Origin of the sequence: Pseudovibrio sp. Ad13, from assembly GCF_001623225.1 — a bacterium.
Taxonomy (GTDB): domain Bacteria; phylum Pseudomonadota; class Alphaproteobacteria; order Rhizobiales; family Stappiaceae; genus Pseudovibrio.
On record NZ_LMCC01000003.1, the window covers coordinates 14,399 to 29,934 of the forward strand.

Annotated in this window: 12 protein-coding genes and 1 pseudogene; 7 read left to right on the plus strand and 6 right to left on the minus strand. The window is 51.1% G+C overall.

Annotation, left to right across the window (positions count from 1 at the left end; translation table 11 throughout):
• Window positions 1-41: 41 nt before the first annotated feature.
• The 3 genes and pseudogenes from PsAD13_RS28260 to PsAD13_RS04400 form a co-directional block, all read right to left on the minus strand.
• Window positions 42-1,235: an ethylbenzene dehydrogenase-related protein gene (locus PsAD13_RS28260; RefSeq protein WP_275496444.1), complete on the minus strand. Its 1,194-nt coding sequence runs from the start codon at window positions 1,233-1,235 to the stop codon at window positions 42-44.
• A gap of 36 nt (window positions 1,236-1,271) precedes the next feature.
• Window positions 1,272-1,766 (minus strand): annotated as a pseudogene (locus PsAD13_RS28265) (NapC/NirT family cytochrome c); the annotation flags it as partial.
• Window positions 1,767-2,013: 247 nt separating this feature from the next.
• Entirely contained in the window at window positions 2,014-3,687 is a 1,674-nt protein-coding gene (locus PsAD13_RS04400; protein ID WP_208986434.1) for a cytochrome D1 domain-containing protein, read from the minus strand.
• A 519-nt stretch (window positions 3,688-4,206) separates the two neighbouring features.
• On the opposite strand from PsAD13_RS04400, the gene PsAD13_RS04405 reads away from it, so the two are divergent.
• The 7 genes from PsAD13_RS04405 to PsAD13_RS04435 all read left to right on the plus strand — a co-directional run bounded on the left by PsAD13_RS04405 (window position 4,207) and on the right by PsAD13_RS04435 (window position 13,206).
• Complete coding sequence (locus PsAD13_RS04405) at window positions 4,207-6,177, plus strand: beta-galactosidase (RefSeq protein ID WP_084404639.1); 1,971 nt, start codon at window positions 4,207-4,209, stop codon at window positions 6,175-6,177.
• An 87-nt stretch (window positions 6,178-6,264) separates the two neighbouring features.
• Window positions 6,265-7,419: a sn-glycerol-3-phosphate ABC transporter ATP-binding protein UgpC gene (gene ugpC, locus PsAD13_RS04410; RefSeq protein WP_063317405.1), complete on the plus strand. Its 1,155-nt coding sequence runs from the start codon at window positions 6,265-6,267 to the stop codon at window positions 7,417-7,419.
• 13 nt (window positions 7,420-7,432) lie between these two features.
• Window positions 7,433-8,671, plus strand: coding sequence for a sugar ABC transporter substrate-binding protein (locus tag PsAD13_RS04415; RefSeq protein ID WP_063317406.1), 1,239 nt, complete (start codon window positions 7,433-7,435; stop codon window positions 8,669-8,671).
• A gap of 21 nt (window positions 8,672-8,692) precedes the next feature.
• A complete protein-coding gene (locus PsAD13_RS04420; protein ID WP_063300464.1) occupies window positions 8,693-9,637 on the plus strand; it encodes a sugar ABC transporter permease in 945 nt (314 codons plus the stop codon).
• Complete coding sequence (locus tag PsAD13_RS04425) at window positions 9,630-10,442, plus strand: carbohydrate ABC transporter permease (RefSeq protein ID WP_063317407.1); 813 nt, start codon at window positions 9,630-9,632, stop codon at window positions 10,440-10,442. The genes PsAD13_RS04420 and PsAD13_RS04425 overlap by 8 nt, the downstream gene beginning before the upstream one ends.
• Before the next feature lie 3 nt (window positions 10,443-10,445).
• Window positions 10,446-12,158, plus strand: coding sequence for a trehalase family glycosidase (locus PsAD13_RS04430; protein WP_063317408.1), 1,713 nt, complete (start codon window positions 10,446-10,448; stop codon window positions 12,156-12,158).
• A gap of 7 nt (window positions 12,159-12,165) precedes the next feature.
• The gene (locus PsAD13_RS04435; RefSeq protein ID WP_063290926.1) at window positions 12,166-13,206 is read left to right on the plus strand and encodes a LacI family transcriptional regulator; all 1,041 of its coding nucleotides are present in this window, start codon (window positions 12,166-12,168) and stop codon (window positions 13,204-13,206) included.
• A 7-nt stretch (window positions 13,207-13,213) separates the two neighbouring features.
• Here the strand turns inward: PsAD13_RS04435 and PsAD13_RS04440 are convergent, their stop codons facing one another.
• The 3 genes from PsAD13_RS04440 to PsAD13_RS04450 are packed head-to-tail and all read right to left on the minus strand — an operon-like array spanning window position 13,214 to window position 15,536.
• Window positions 13,214-14,179 carry a HesA/MoeB/ThiF family protein gene (locus PsAD13_RS04440; protein WP_063290927.1) on the minus strand — a complete coding sequence of 322 codons (966 nt, stop codon included), beginning with the start codon at window positions 14,177-14,179 and terminating at the stop codon, window positions 13,214-13,216.
• Window positions 14,176-14,769 carry a thiamine phosphate synthase gene (locus PsAD13_RS04445; RefSeq protein WP_063290928.1) on the minus strand — a complete coding sequence of 198 codons (594 nt, stop codon included), beginning with the start codon at window positions 14,767-14,769 and terminating at the stop codon, window positions 14,176-14,178. Before PsAD13_RS04445 ends, PsAD13_RS04440 begins: the two co-directional genes overlap by 4 nt.
• Complete coding sequence (locus PsAD13_RS04450) at window positions 14,769-15,536, minus strand: thiazole synthase (RefSeq protein ID WP_063290929.1); 768 nt, start codon at window positions 15,534-15,536, stop codon at window positions 14,769-14,771. The genes PsAD13_RS04445 and PsAD13_RS04450 overlap by 1 nt, the downstream gene beginning before the upstream one ends.

Genomic DNA, 15,536 nt, shown 5'->3' on the forward strand with positions numbered 1-15,536 from the left:
AAAAAAAGGTGGCCAATTGCTCGGCCACCCTTTGTGTTTTTTTAGCGCCCTACCACATTGATTTGGGCAGTTTCGTCATCCAGTGCCAGACTGGTGTTCAACGTCACGTGGTGGAAACGTGCAGCTGAGAAGTCATCATGGATAGCAAAGCCAACTGTGTAGGTCTTGCCAGCTTCAAGCGGCACATCACCTGGCTTGTCGCTTACCAGCGGACGGGAGAAGACCACAGTCCACATACCAGCAGAAAGCTTGGCAGAAGCAGTGATATCACCGTCGTTTTGGACGCGACGCTCAAGCAGGTAGCCATTGGTTGCTGAACCGTCAGCATAGACGCGCATCAGATCCATGAAGGTGCCGTCAGCCAGCAGCTGGTCGATCTCTTCAGCAGATTTCAGCTTGTTCCAACCACCCTGTGCTTTACCGCGGCGACCTTTGATCTCGACCTTTGTCCGGGTCTCACTCAGGTACTTCTGGATGGACTTCTTGGCTTGCAGCATCTCAGCAACATCACCGGAAGCAGCGATTGCTTCTGGACCCGGATCAAACGGCATGTAGGTGTTGTCTGCATGGCATGTTGCCCAGCAACCAACCTGTTCACCCATCTTGATACCGGTGCCGGTGATCATCATGGCAACCTTGATCTGGTTTTCAGGATCCATCTTGCCACCGTCAACAAATGGTGCAGGTGCATGAGGAGTATCTGGCCATTGCAGGCGGAAGTAGACATTCTCATCATCATGAGCAGCCTGCATCGTTGCGTTGATCACACCACGCTTCCCAGGAATTGGGGTCGGCTCGGTGTTGTCAGTGCCTTTGACGATCTTGTTGCCAATGTTGTTCAGCTCTTTCGCATGACAGGTTGTGCACTGGTCGCCACCCTTTGTCAGCGGACGAGCACCACCGTGCTGCTTGCCGTTCTGCACAAACTCGAAGGAAGCCTGACCAGGGTAGAACAGTGTCATGTCTACGCTGTCCACACCGCTCCAGTCGATGTTGGCACCAACAGTGTCGCCTGCATCAGCAGCAGGTGCTTCACCGGCAGCTTTTGCACGTTCTTCAGCAACGGCTGCGTCAACAGCAGCTGCAATCTGAGCCTGTGTAGCTTCCTGCTGTGCTTTCTTCGCAGTGCTTGCAGCCTCAGCTTCAGCAGCTTCTTTGGCTTCAATGCGAGCAAGGCTCTCCAGATACTCTTTCGGAATCTCGCGAACGTAATTCTGGTCAGGAGCTTCAATCATCTCCAGATATTCATCAGATGCGCGGTCACGAACGTTCTTATGCGCAATACCTTTATGGCAATCGATACAGGTCTGCCCTGTTTTCATTGCATTCAGGTGCTGCTGACGTGCGCGTGGCTTCTGGAACTCCGGCATCATGGATTCAAAATCATGACAGTTACGGCATTCACGAGAGTCAGAAGATTTCATCCGCGCCCATTCGTTTTTGGCGAGGTGCAGACGTTTCTTGTCAAATTTCTCTGGTGTGTTGATCGTGCCGACCAGCTTGCCCCAAACTTCTTTGGATGCCTTGATCTTACGGATGATCTTATGTGTCCAGTCTTTAGGAACGTGGCAGTCTGAGCAAACTGCACCAACGCCTGACCGGTTTACGTCGTGGATTGTACCCTGATATTCCTGATAGACAAAGTCATTCATCTCGTGGCACGAGACGCAGAATTCTTTTGTGTTTGTGGCTTCCATGACGGTGTTGAAACCGCCCCAGAAGATAATGCCGACGACAAAAGCCCCCAAGAGGCCAGCAACCGGCATTCCCCATAGGAAATACCGGCGCCAGATCGGCTTTTTCTTTTCCGTACCGTTGGACTGGGTCATTTCCAGGCTCCGTTTTGGATTTTCTGTCGACCCATCCTAGTCGGGTCGTGTGCGGTCGGCTTTCAAGATACGGGGAGCAAATCCGTCATCTCCGACTGGTGTCCAGCCGTTGCAGTCTCGATACCGCTGATAAAAAAGAAGGGCGGGCGTGGTGCCCGCCCCTCAAAAGGATCGTTAGATCACATTAGGTAACGTGGTTCGAACGGATATGAACGTTGAACTTGCCGGTTGGAGCGTAAAGGCCCTTAATCCGGGTTTTCTCTTCAAGGGTTTCCGCATCGTAAACAACGATTTCACCGTTTGGAGCAAGAGAGTCGCCCATGTTCCAGTTGGATACCCAAACTTCAGAACCATCTGCGTTGAACTCGAAGTGAACAGCGGCATTGCCCTCTGTTTCGGTGATGGTGATTGTTTTCACAATCTCACCGGTTTCTTTCGAGATCACCTGAACAGCCTGCTGAATTTCAGGATCTGGGTGTTTGGTCTGGTCAGCCCATACGTACTTGGATTTTGGATGTGTACGGATGAACAGGCCTGGGCCGTCAGTTTCAACTTCGTAACACTTCTTCCAAGCTTCATCAGGACGTCCTGCTGGGTCGTTCGCCCAAACAGAAACAGTACCAACGCCGAGGTGGGTTGTACCTGCAACCGGACCACACTTAGGATCGTTCCAGTTAGCACCTGGACCTGGGTGTGGAAGAGCAGCAACGTCGATCATGGCTTCGAGCTTGCGCTCTTTGGTGTCGACAACAACCATTTTGTTCGATGCGTTAGCAGCGATCTGGAAGTAACGGCCTGTTGGATCGAAGAAGCCGTCATGCAGGAACTTAGCGGAGTCGATTTTGTCGATACGAAGGTTGTCGATATCGGAGTAATCAACCTGCCACATCTGGCCAAGTTCTTTAACAGCAACCAGCCATGTAGGCTCATTTGGAGTTGTGTAGATAGCAGCAACGCGGCTTTCTTCTACATAATCTCCGTCCACGTTCACGCCACGGGTTGAAACAACCTTAAGCGGTTCCATGGTCACTGCGTCAGAAATCACGAAGTGTGGAGGCCAGTAAGCACCACCAATGATGTATTTGCCATCGCCGGATACGGCAACGTCACGTGCATCATAAGCAACGGTAACTTCAGAAACGAGCATCTTGTCTGGTGTCTGCCAGAGGTCGATTTTCGTCATCTTGCCGTCACGGCCCATGGTGTACCAGAAACGACCTGGATTCTCAGGCTCTGCCAGTTTGTGGTGCTCGGATGCTTTGATCACGTGCACTGCATAACCGGTAGGAATATGAACCAGAACTTCTTTGGTGTCGCCGTCGATGACTGCAACTTTACCTGCATCACGCTCGATAACAACGAAGAAGTTTTCCCAGTTGCGGCCATGCATAGGCTTGGTTGGGTAATCTTTTTCTTCGACGTAAACCTTGCGGGTTTCCTTCATCTGAGCAAGTGACATCTCAGGTGGCTTTGGCGGATCCAACATAATGTAGGTCGCCATGTCCTTGATTTCTTGCTCGCTCAGGATTTCCGAGAAGTTGTTCATGCCGCCTTCTGTGCCCCAGGCGATGATCTTCTCAAGGCGTTCCTGACCTAGCTGAAGGGTACCACCTTCAGTGACGGTGCCGTCTTTGCCTTTTTTCTTCCAATGCGGCTCAAGGTTTTTACCTGTCGCGCCCTTGCGCAAAACGCCGTGACAGCCTGCGCACTGCTCAAAATAAAGCTGCTTAGAACGTTCAAAGGCTTCTTCGCTCAGTGTTGGACCTTCAGCAAATGCAGGTGCAGCTGCACTACCTAGCAACATCGCGAAGCCGGCCGCTAAAGCGTACCCTGACCCACGTCTCTTATTTTGTAACATTCTCAATCTCCAATGCTGGTGAGACCAGGTCACAGTGAATTGAACGGCCGCAGTCCTCCTTGACTAATGTTAAGCAAGAAAACTTAGAACCCCGCCCTGAAACATCACGCCCTAAAAAACCGCCGAAAACTCCCCATTTAGCCAAACTTGCGACAGAACGTCTCAACCGGGCTTTTCATTCAGTGGACAATAACCATGCGATGAAGAGGCGTTGAGACAGCCTTGAGCTGGAAATCGGCATTAAAACAGATAACATATTGAAGTAATTGACTTTAATTTTATGAGCGGCTGTCGTGTGTGGCAGTCAAGGAGAATGACGAACGATCGTTCAGCTGATTCTTGCTTTTGAGACTCCAGTTTTGCGTACTTCCAAAAACAGCCCCACAGACTCGCACATAGTTTTCAACTTCGGTTAAATTAAACGTTTATATTTTGCAGTGCACTCTGATATATCTCTGGTGTGGGTGATTCTTTGAGCGTCACTTTTTGAGAGATAGTCGTTGTATTGAGGCGTTTTGAATGTTGGAGTTGGGGACCTGTTATTATCCTGAGCAATGGCCAGAAGCTATTTGGGCTGATGATGCGTATCAGATGGTTGAGCTTGGGTTGAAATGGGTACGTATTGCTGAGTTTTCGTGGGCTTTGGTTGAACCGGAGGAGGGGAAGTTCGATTGGGCTTGGTTGGACAGAGCTGTCAACGTGCTCGGTCAAGCAGGGCTGTATGTTGTTATGTGTACACCAACTGCAGCGCCTCCCAAATGGCTCATCGATAAGCATCCAGAAATTCTTCCCGTCGATGAAAACGGAGTAACACGAAAATTTGGAGCGAGGCGCCACTATTGCTTTTCAAGCCCAATTTATCTTGAGTATGCGACAAAAATTGCGGAAGCATTTGCTCAAAGATATGGTCAGAATCCGTATGTCAAAGCTTGGCAGATTGACAACGAGTACGGGGATCACGACACAATTCATAGTTATTCGCCAGCAGCGAAGCGGGCCTTTGGCGAGTGGTTGGAGCGCCGTTATAGCTCAATCGAACAGCTAAACGAGGCATGGGGAACATGCTTCTGGGGTATGAAATACTCCGCATTCTCTCAGATTGAGCTGCCGAACAATCTGGTGGAGGAGCCAAGCCCAACTCATTTGTTGGATTACTATCGCTTTTCCTCTGATCAGGTCGTTAAGTTCAATCGGGCTCAAGTAGATACCCTTCGGAAATTTGTTGGAAGCTCGCCAATCACGCATAACTTTATGGGCCACAATGCGGACTATGATCATTATGCCGTTGGTGCGGATATCGACTTTGCCTCTTGGGACAGCTACCCCATGGGTGCACTTGTCTACTCGCCGAAGGAAGATGCTGAGAAAGCAAAGCTTCTGCGGGTTGGTTTGCCAGATCAACCTGCGTTTAATCATGATCTGTATCGCCATGTTGGCAAAGGTAAAGCCTGGGTGATGGAGCAGCAACCCGGACCTGTGAACTGGGCGAAGCATAACCAATCTCCTCAGGATGGCATGATCCGCCTTTGGACGTGGCTGGCTTATGCGCACGGCATTGATGTTGTCTGTTACTTCCGTTGGCGCCAATCAAAATTCGCGCAAGAGCAGTTTCATACAGGTCTTCTCTTGCCGAACAATGAGCCCGATCAGGCTTTTAGTGAAGTGGCTCAAGTGGCGAACGAGTGCAAACTGCTGCCCGAAGCCGGTGAAAAGCAAAAAGCACAGGTTGCGCTTGTCCTTGATTATCCATCTCGATGGGCAGCTCGTACCTTGCCTCAGGGAGTTGACTACTCCAGCGCGAAAGTTGCGATGGATTGGTACGCAACACTCTCCAGGATGGGTGCGGATGTCGATATCATTGGCCCGCACTCCGATCTCAGTGATTACAAGCTGATCATCCTCCCGGATATGATCATAGATAATCCGAAATTTACTTCGCGATTAAATGAGGCAACCGCCAAGGTCTTTCTGGGGCCGCGCTCTGGCAGTAAAACTGAACACATGCATGTTTCGGAGCCTTTGCCACCAGGCAGCCTCAAAGAGCTCATCCACCTTGATGTTGTGCGGGTGGAGTCTTTGCCTCGTTACAATCAAGATCAGTTTGTTTTCGAGGGGGAGCATGGAAATGTCACCAACTGGCGGGAGAGCATTAAGGCCTCTGAGGAGGTCTTAGGGCACTTCAAGTCAGATTATCGCGATGGGCATCCGGCATTGGTTGGTAATCAGAAATGCATCTATGCAGCGGCACACGTTGACGATGCTTTGCAGGAAAAAATAGCAACTTATCTTGTGAAATGGGCGGACGTTGAGTTGTATGCAGGCCTACAGGAAGGCCTCCGTATTACGTGTCGCGGACAACTTAAGTTTGCGTTCAATTTCACCAATGAAACCAAGTATCTGAATCTGCCGGAAGCGGCGGTGATCTATGTAGGGGCAGAGCACATATCGGCCTTTGGAGTTGTAATCTGGTCAGACAGTCCGATTGAGTGAGTAAGGTGATCAAAACATAAGTAGCTTTACATATAAAATTAAACGTTTATATTTTGAGCGGCCTTGCTCAGCTTCGGGGGGAGATCCATGGCAGGCGTAGATATCAAGCAGCTTTACAAAAGCTTCGGCAAGACAGAAGTGCTCACCGGAATCGATTTGAGTATCCGGGATGGAGAGTTCGTTAGCTTCCTTGGTCCGTCTGGATGCGGAAAGACGACGCTCCTGCGTTCCATTGCAGGGCTTGAAGAGGTGTCTGGTGGCTCTGTCAGGTTGGGAGAGCGTAACATAACGCAGTTGCCGCCTGCAAAGCGGGATATTGCGATGGTGTTTCAGAACTACGCGCTCTATCCGCACATGAACGTCTACAAGAACCTGTCTTTCGGTCTTTCCTTAAATGGTGTCCCTAAAGTGGAGATTGAAGAACGAGTACAGACTGCCGCACGAATTCTGCAAATTTCCGACCTTTTGAAACGCCGCCCAAGACAGCTTTCGGGTGGTCAGCGTCAGCGCGTGGCTATCGGGCGTGCCATTGTCCGTGATCCTAAGTTATTCCTGTTGGATGAGCCTCTGTCTAATCTGGATGCAGGTCTTAGAGTGAGCATGCGGGTGGAACTGGCCAGTCTTCACCGCCGGTTGGGTGTGACTATGATTTACGTCACGCATGATCAGGTAGAAGCAATGACGCTTTCTAGTCGTGTCGTTGTCCTGAACAAAGGTGTGGTGGCACAGTTCGGTACACCGCTTGAGTTGTTTTATGCTCCGCAAAACCTGTTTGTTGCCGGTTTTATCGGTTCACCCAAGATGAACATGATGAAAGTAAATGCCAATGCTATCAATGAGATGAGTATCGCACTCACATCAGAAAGCATCTCTGGCTCTATTTCGTTTCAGTTAAGTGCTCCCGTGCAACAAGTCCCCGACCAGCCTCACACTTTTGGTATTCGCCCAGAAAATGTGGGGCTGGTTGAGGAAGCCGAGTCTCATATGAGCGGCAACGTGGAACTGGTCGAACGATTGGGAACAGAAAGCCAGGTTCATGTTCGTTTGGACTCTGGTCAGGGGCTCACGGTTGTCACCAGAGGAACGCATCCGGTCAATATGGGCGACAGGGTCCATCTCAATTTTCCAGCAAAGCACTGCCATCTTTTTAATCCTGAGGGGGAGGCCTATCCACGCAAGTTGGATGGGGAAACGCGTTCATTGATTGAACGTCAGGAGACTGCAGCACTTTGCATTGCATAGAAGGAGGAGAGGAATGAAAAAGCGTCTGAAACAATTAGCGATGGTGACAGCAGTTACCTCAATGGCTTTGGGAGGAGCCAGTGCTGCATTTGCAGAAGAGGTGCTCCGCTTTGCAACATGGAACAGCAGCGAGAACCTCGCTATTCTACAGGAAATCTCAAAGCGTTTTGAAGCTGCAAATCCCGGCGTAAAAGTGCAGGTAGAATCCTACGGTGATGGCTATGACAAGAAGCTCATTGCAGCATTCGGGGCCGGAAACCCACCTGATGTCATGTACATGTGGAACTACCCTAAGTACTACAAGTCTCTGATGCCTCTTGACGAGTTGATGGCGCGTGATGCTGAGAGCATGGATCTTGAGGATATTCCTGCGGGCCTAATCAATACCACGCGGATAGAAGGCAAGGCCTACGGCATTCCTGCGGGCTTCACCACTCATGTCGTCTTCTACAACAAAGATATGTTTGAAGCTGCTGGTGTTGCCGAGCCAAAAACAGGATGGACTTGGTCAGATCTGCGTGAAAAAGCCGCGCAATTCCGCGAAAAGGGCAGTAAGACCTATGGTTTCGCCGTGGAAGCCAAGCCAGATCCATATGACTATGAGCAGTTCTTCTGGTCCAACGGTACGCGCTTTATTGCGGAAGATGGCAGTTCAGTTGATGGATACATGAACAGTCCGGAAGCTGTCGAAGTGCTGACCATGTTTGCTGAAATGGCGAAAAACGAAGAGGCTACGGTTCTCGGCATTGGTGATAGCACCTCTGGCTCTGCACTCTTTAAAGGTAGCAAACTGGCCATGTTCCAGAGCGCTATGTGGTCCAAGGGGGGGATCGACAAAGCAGGCATAAACTATGGTGTTGCCATGTTACCTGCGTTTGGTGACAAGCCTGTTCATTCATCAATCGGCGCCTCTGCTATGTCCGTCGCGAAGGCGACGAAAAATCCTGAGCTGGCTTGGGAATTTGTTAAATTCTACGCCTCCCCAGAGGCCGTCAAGTTGCGTGAAAACGACTTGTCAATCCGCACAAGTGTCGCTGAAGAGATGAACCTTACAGCTGACCCGATCTACAAGCCATTTTTTGAAATGCTGGCCCTTTCTGATCGGGAATCCAACGCGTTTCTCAAGCACAAAAACTGGAGCAAGATCCAGACCAATCTTGAACGTGCGATTGAGGCGACCATGATCGAAAAAGGTAACGCTAAGAAACACTTGGACAGTGCTGTTGCGCGCTCGAAGCGTCACCTGAAATAAGAAATGTTGGGGGAGGGAGAGATGTCTACATTGGTCGTGCAGGATGAAGTATCCGAGGAGCGGCATCGCTTCATCGAAAAGCTAACACCATATCTATTCATCTCTCCCTGGATCTTGGGCTTCCTGTTTTTCACATTGGGGCCGCTCATCTTCTCGTTCATCATGAGCTTTTATGACTGGCCTGTGGTGGGAGAGCGTACATTTGTTGGGCTACAGAATTACGAGGTGATGCTGACAGAAGATCCGCTGTTCTGGGATAGTCTCTGGATTACCGTCAAGTTCGGTCTGTTCTTCGTGCCATTTAATGTGGTCCTTGGGTTATTGCTGGCTGTACTGCTCAATCAGAAAGTCTTTGGCACAGGCGTCTTTAGAACGATCTTCTATCTGCCCTCGGTAATCTCCGGCGTTGCACTGGTAACCATCTGGGCGTGGATCTACAGCCACGAATACGGCATCCTGAACTTTCTGCTTGGATTGGCAGGTATCGAAGGGCCGAATTGGTTGGGGGATCCAAACTGGTCGTTGCTGGCTATCGTGATTGCATCTCTTTGGGGCCTGGGCGGCACCATGCTCATATTGCTGACTGGCCTGCAATCCATCCCAAAAGAACTTTACGAGGCGGCCAAAATGTCTGGTGTGCCAGCGTGGGCACGACTTATTTATATCACCATCCCAATGCTCTCACCCATGCTGCTTTTCACTGTGATCACGTCGATCATCTCAGCCTTTCAGCAGCTCACAATCGCGCTGTTACTGACCGGCGGTGGACCATTGGAGAGCACCTATTTCTTCGCCATGTACATTTACGACAATGCCTTCAAGTATTTCGAGATGGGTTTTGCTGCTGCGAACTCATGGGTCATGTTCCTGATCATTCTCGTCCTGTCCATGTTGGTCCTGAAATCATCTTCCGCGTGGGTTTACTATGAAGGAGAGATGAAGAACTCGGAGGCAGCTGATGACTAGAGCTCTCACATATGGTGCGCTGCTGTTTCTCTCAGCAATGTTCATCATACCGTTCTATTGGACATTCATCACGGCAGTAAAAAGCATTGGCGAGCTCTATCAGTTCCCGCCAGTCTTCTGGCCCGATGAGGTTATGTGGGATAATTTTGTCACCGCTTGGTTCAAGCAACCATTTGATGTCTATCTCAAGAATTCTGTGATTGTGGTGGTCCTTTCCACCATCGGGCAATTGTTTTCCTGCTCTCTGGTAGCCTTCGGTTTTGCCCGCTTCAAGTTCAGAGGCCGTGACGCTATTTTCGTCCTGTTGCTCTCCACCATGATGATCCCGTGGGATGTGAAAATGATCCCGCTCTACATGGAGTTCAACATGCTCGGCTGGATCAACACACTCAAACCATTGATCGTTCCGGCCTACTTCGCAGATGCGTTCTTCGTGTTCCTGCTGCGCCAGTACATCATGACTGTTCCCATTGAGATTGACGAAGCCGCCCGCATGGATGGCGCCAACTCCTGGCAAATCTATTGGCGTATTCATCTGCCGTTGATGATGCCTGCTCTGGTGTTGGTTGGCACGTTCCACTTCATGAACGGGTGGAACGACTATCTTGGCCCGCTGATCTATCTGAACGACCAGTCCAAATACACACTAACGCTGGGCCTTTCCATGTTCAAAGGTCTGCATGAAACGGACATCACGTCCATCGCGGCCATTACTGTGGTTCTTTGCATCCCGCCGCTGATCCTGTTCTTTTTTGCGCAGCGCTACATCATGGACGGCTCAATCGGCTCCTCGGTGAAGGGATAAGGCATGACGCTATTTGACTTCGACCGCGTGCCATTCTCCCGCCACCAGCGCTTTACAACGCTCTCCATGATGTGCGGTCAGGATGATGAACAACGCTGCTATCTACGCTATGTCGCTGGTGGAGATGAGCGACCAAGCCTGGGCCGCTTGTGCAAGCTGGAGTTTCTGAGCAAGGATGGCACAGTACTCACCCCTCAGTTCACGCTGTCTCCACATCGTCTGGATGTTGATCTGTTCTCAAATGAGAGAAAGCAGGGATATGTCAGCTTCTGCATTGGTGAGGGAGAACTGCTACACATCAAAGGGCAGGGCGTCTCACTGAAGTTCGCCTTGGAAGGCTCCCGTTATGATTACGCTTTCCAACACCCCAACGGAGACCAATGCATCGTTGCAGCAGGCGAAAACCTGCGACTGACACCGTTCACAACAGCTGGCAATGCTGTTGTTGAAGGCAACTGGCGCCGCGATCATGCAGACAACGTTTCCCTGATCTTTTCTGGAGAGCAGTTTGAAGGCGGTATAAGCCTTCACCGCCGCCTCTGTCCTAAAGTCGAGAAACAGTCCTTCGAAGCAGCTCAGGCAATATCTCGGCAAGCCTTTTTCAACTGGCATGGCAAGCAAGACCAAAGTGAAGCGGAGCAACTCGCCACCTACCTCCTTTGGGCAAACACTGTTCCTGCAGAAGGAGCGCTAACGCATCCGTCTACCTACATGTCCAAGAACCACATGATCAACATCTGGAGCTGGGACAACGCCTTTTCTGCAATCGGGCTTGCTGGTATCGATCCTGATCTGGCATTTAGTCAGTTCGCTGCAATTTTTGACTGGCAGGATGACAGCGGACTACTGCCAGATTTTGTGCACGATGCTGGCGCTTCCTTTGCATTCACAAAACCACCCGTCCACGGTTGGGCACTCCTGCACATCTTTGAAGCCTATCGTGATTGCTTTAACTCAGAGCAGCTCGTGTATCTCAGAGACAAGATGGAACGCCAGCTCAGCTATTGGCTCACGCATACACGCGCAAGTGAACAGGAGCTTCCCAGCTACTTTCACGGCAACGACAGTGGCTGGGACAACACCAGTTTCTTCGATCACGGCGGTCCGGTCGTTGGACCAGACCTGCCAACATTCCTATGCCTGACAGCCACCTGCATTGCGCGGCTCTACCGCACATCAGAAGACCCGAATACCGCGAGTAAGTATGATCATGTCAGTAAGCAACTGAAAGACCTGATGATAAACCAGCTATGGAACGGCAAGACCTTCGACTTCCGCAAACCTGCTCAGCCAGACTTGGTCTTGCCAGACACTAGCCTGGCGCAGTTTATGCCTCTTCTGCTTGGCAGTGATCTGCCAAGAGAGATTGCAGGCAAACTCATAGAAAGGTTCAATACTCAGGGCTTTCTCACTGAATGGGGACCTGCTACAGAAAACCCGCAAAGCACGTATTATGAGGCCGATGGGTATTGGCGTGGTCCAATATGGGCTCCAACGACTCTACTGATCTTTGACGGTTTGTGCCGGCAAGGCGAAATCCGGCTGGCTCACGAGCTGGCAAAGCGGTTCATGAAAACCTGCGAGGCCTCAGGAATGGCGGAAAACTTTGATGCCTTGACTGGAACCGGTCTTCGCGACAAAGCCTTCGCTTGGACATCTGCCGTTTATCTTCGTTTTCAGAATGTGCTTTCCAAAGCGCAACTGACCCCAGCTTGAGTACCCCATGGCGCAAAGACCGACGATCAAAACAATTGCTAAGGAAACCGGGCTTTCAACGGCAACAGTATCGAAAGCACTAAATGCCTCACCGCAGGTGCGCCCACGCACACGTGACAAAGTACTGCAAGCGGCTAAAGAGCTGGGATACGAACTTAACATCAGTGGAGTTCAACTCCGGACTGGCAAGACCTATCAGATAGCCATGATCACAGTCATTGCATCACCTGATGATGACGAATGGGCAGGTGTTGGTTACACGCAGCTGATCAGCGGAATATCCCGTGCAATTGAGCATACGCCTTACAGAGTTGTGCAGCATCAGGTTGCCAGTTTTGATGATAGCTTTGAGGTTATAAAACGCATCGTTCAAAACAAAAAAGCCGATGGAATCATCATCTCCGGAACGAGAGCAAATGATCCGCGCATCAGCTTCATGCAGGAGCAGGACTTTCCGTTTGTTACCTACGGAACCAGTGATGCCAGCGCACCCCATGCGTTTGTTGATACCGATAACCGCCGTATTGTGACGATCTGTGTTGAGCGTTTGCTCTCCAAAGGTCATCGCCGCATCGCGATGATCAATGCCAGAGAAGAGTTGAACTATACTCAAAACCGTATTGAGGCTTACAAAGCCGCACTGTCAAAGGCGGGCCAGACATTCGACCCTTCACTGCTTGCTTACGGGCGCCTGACACCGGCCTTCGGGCGAGAACAGCTTTTTGAAATGTCCATGTTTGATGAGCCGCCGACTGCCTACATCTGTGCCAATGAAGCAACCGCAATGGGGGTTCTGTCAGGCTTTCAGGTGCGTGGTATGGAGCATGGCCGGGATGCTGTCGTTATTGCGACAGATGACCTGAACGTGTCGCAGTATTTCTCACCGCCAATTACAACATGTTATCTCCCGATATCAAAGCCGAGCGAAACGCTGGGCAAGTTCATGCTGAACTTAATTGGCGGTGAGGATCCTATCAATCTCCAAAAATTGTTCGTACCAGACCTCATCGAACGCGGCGCAGATACCTGCAACTTGGAGAGACAGTAAGGGCTTTTCAGCCGCTCCCATCTGCAATCAGAGCAACATCCCTATACCCTTGCTTTGCAAGCGCCTCTGCACCGCGCCATGCGCGCAGGCCTGTGCGGCAGCAAAGGGTGATGCGGTGTGCAGGGTTAAAGTTGTGCTGGTCGAGTTCATCGGGGGCAAGACGCAGTGCGGTATTGCAGACAGGCTGGGGGGCTTCCAATGCATCTCGAAGCTCAATCACTACGTCGTCCTGCCTCAGTTCACTAACTGAGATAAAGGGTGCATGCCAGTCCGGTTCTTTGGCGTTGAGAAACGAAAAGCCACCGAACTCAAATCTCATTAAATCCAATGTAGTGAGACGACCCAATGGGCTGGGCGAAAAGCCTAACAGTACCGCTAAAGTCATTTGTGCCTGCATGGCTCCGATGCTCCCGACCGAAGGGCCGAGGACACCCGCACTGGCGCAATTGGCAGAGTTGGTTGGTGGGGAGGGGAAGACAGCTCGCAGTGATGGCGCACCACCACAAAAACCTCCCAGATAACCGGAGGTTCCAAGTGCAGAGGCTGAGATAAGCGGTTTGCTTTGTTGGTAGCACTCATCTGAGAGCGTGTAAGAGGCTGCAAACGTATCTGCAGCATCCACGATGATATCTGCCTGGGCAATCAGTCTGCCCGCATTTGCAGGATCCAGAGCAATGTTGAGCGCGCGTAGCTCCACCTCTGGGTTGTAGCCATGTAACCGAGCTGCTGCGGCATAGGCCTTGCTCTCCCCCACATTTGCCGGTGAATACAAAGGCTGTCGATGCAGATTACTCTCTTCAATCATATCGGGATCAACAATCGTGATAATGCCCACACCGGCACCGGTAAGATATTGCAGGACAGGGCAGCCTAAACCGCCAGCACCAACAACGAGGACATGAGCAGATCGCAACCGCTGTTGTCCTGCTGTCCCAACTTCAGACAAGAGCATCTGGCGGTCATAACGCGTCATTGCTTGCAAGCCTCCACCCATTCCTGTGTTCGGGTAATTGGATCGTGTGCCTGTAAAATGTCAGTCACCACCGCTGCGCTATCAGCACCAGCTTCAAACACACCGGCAAGTCGCTCCGGTGTTAATCCACCTATGGCAACAAGAGGTGTCTTGCCAACCATCTGTTTCCAGCGGCTGACACGCTCCAAACCTTGTGGAGCCCACTTCATTTTCTTCAGCTTGGTTGGATAGACCGGGCCCAGAGCGACATACTCGGGCTTGAAGGAGAGGGCGCGATCCAACTCGGCCTCATCATGGGTGGAAAGACCAAAGCGAACACCAGCCTTCTGGAGTGCAGCAAAGTCAGCACTGTCCATGTCTTCCTGCCCAAGATGAACGAAATCACAGCCAAGTTCTAATGCCAGCTCCCAATAGTCATTGATGATCAGTTGAACACCATGTTGACGGCAATAGTCACGAGCCTGTGCAATTTGCAGACGAACAACCTGTTCAGGTTGGTCTTTGATCCGTAGTTGAACAAGCTTCACGCCGTGAGGGACAAGCTGTTCAATCCAGTCCGCGTCTCCGGCAATCAGATAAAACCGTTCCATCAGAGCAACTCCGCCATGCCAAGGATTGGGGTAGAGGGAACCGCCATGTCGCGTGGGTCCATAGGGTCTGCGATGTTTCCATTCCGCCCTGCTTCAATTGCCTGTGCCATGGCCTGCGCCATCAAAACCGGGTCACCCGCTTTGGCAACTGCGGTGTTGAGTAGAACAGCATCCATGCCAAGCTCCATTGCACGCATGGCGTCAGAGGGACGCCCAATACCAGCATCCACGATCAAGGGTACATCCGGAAAATGCGCCCGCATGGCCCGCAAGGCCTCAGGATTTCGCAGGCCCTGACCAGACCCGATGGGAGCCCCCCACGGCATCAGCAGTTTGCATCCGGCTTCCAACAACTTTTCGCCAACCACAAGATCATCAGTTGTGTATGGAAACACCTTGAAACCATCTGCACAGAGAATCCTCGCAGCTTCGACCAACCCAAAGATATCGGGCTGTAAGGTGTCTGAGTTGCCGATAACCTCTAGCTTGATCCAGTCGGTTCCAAACAACTCGCGAGCCATCTGTGCAGTAACAACGGCTTCTTGCACGCTATGGCACCCAGCGGTGTTGGGCAGAATTCTGCAGCCACTATCTTTCAATAGCCCCCAGAAACCAGCTCCAGAACCGTCAGCGGTTTCGCGCCGCAAAGAGACCGTGATGATCTCTGTTCTGCTGGTCTCAATTGCTTTTTGCAGTACCGCAGGAGAGGGATATTGCGCTGTTCCTAGCAACAGCCGGGAACTAATGTCTGTACCATAAAGCTGCAT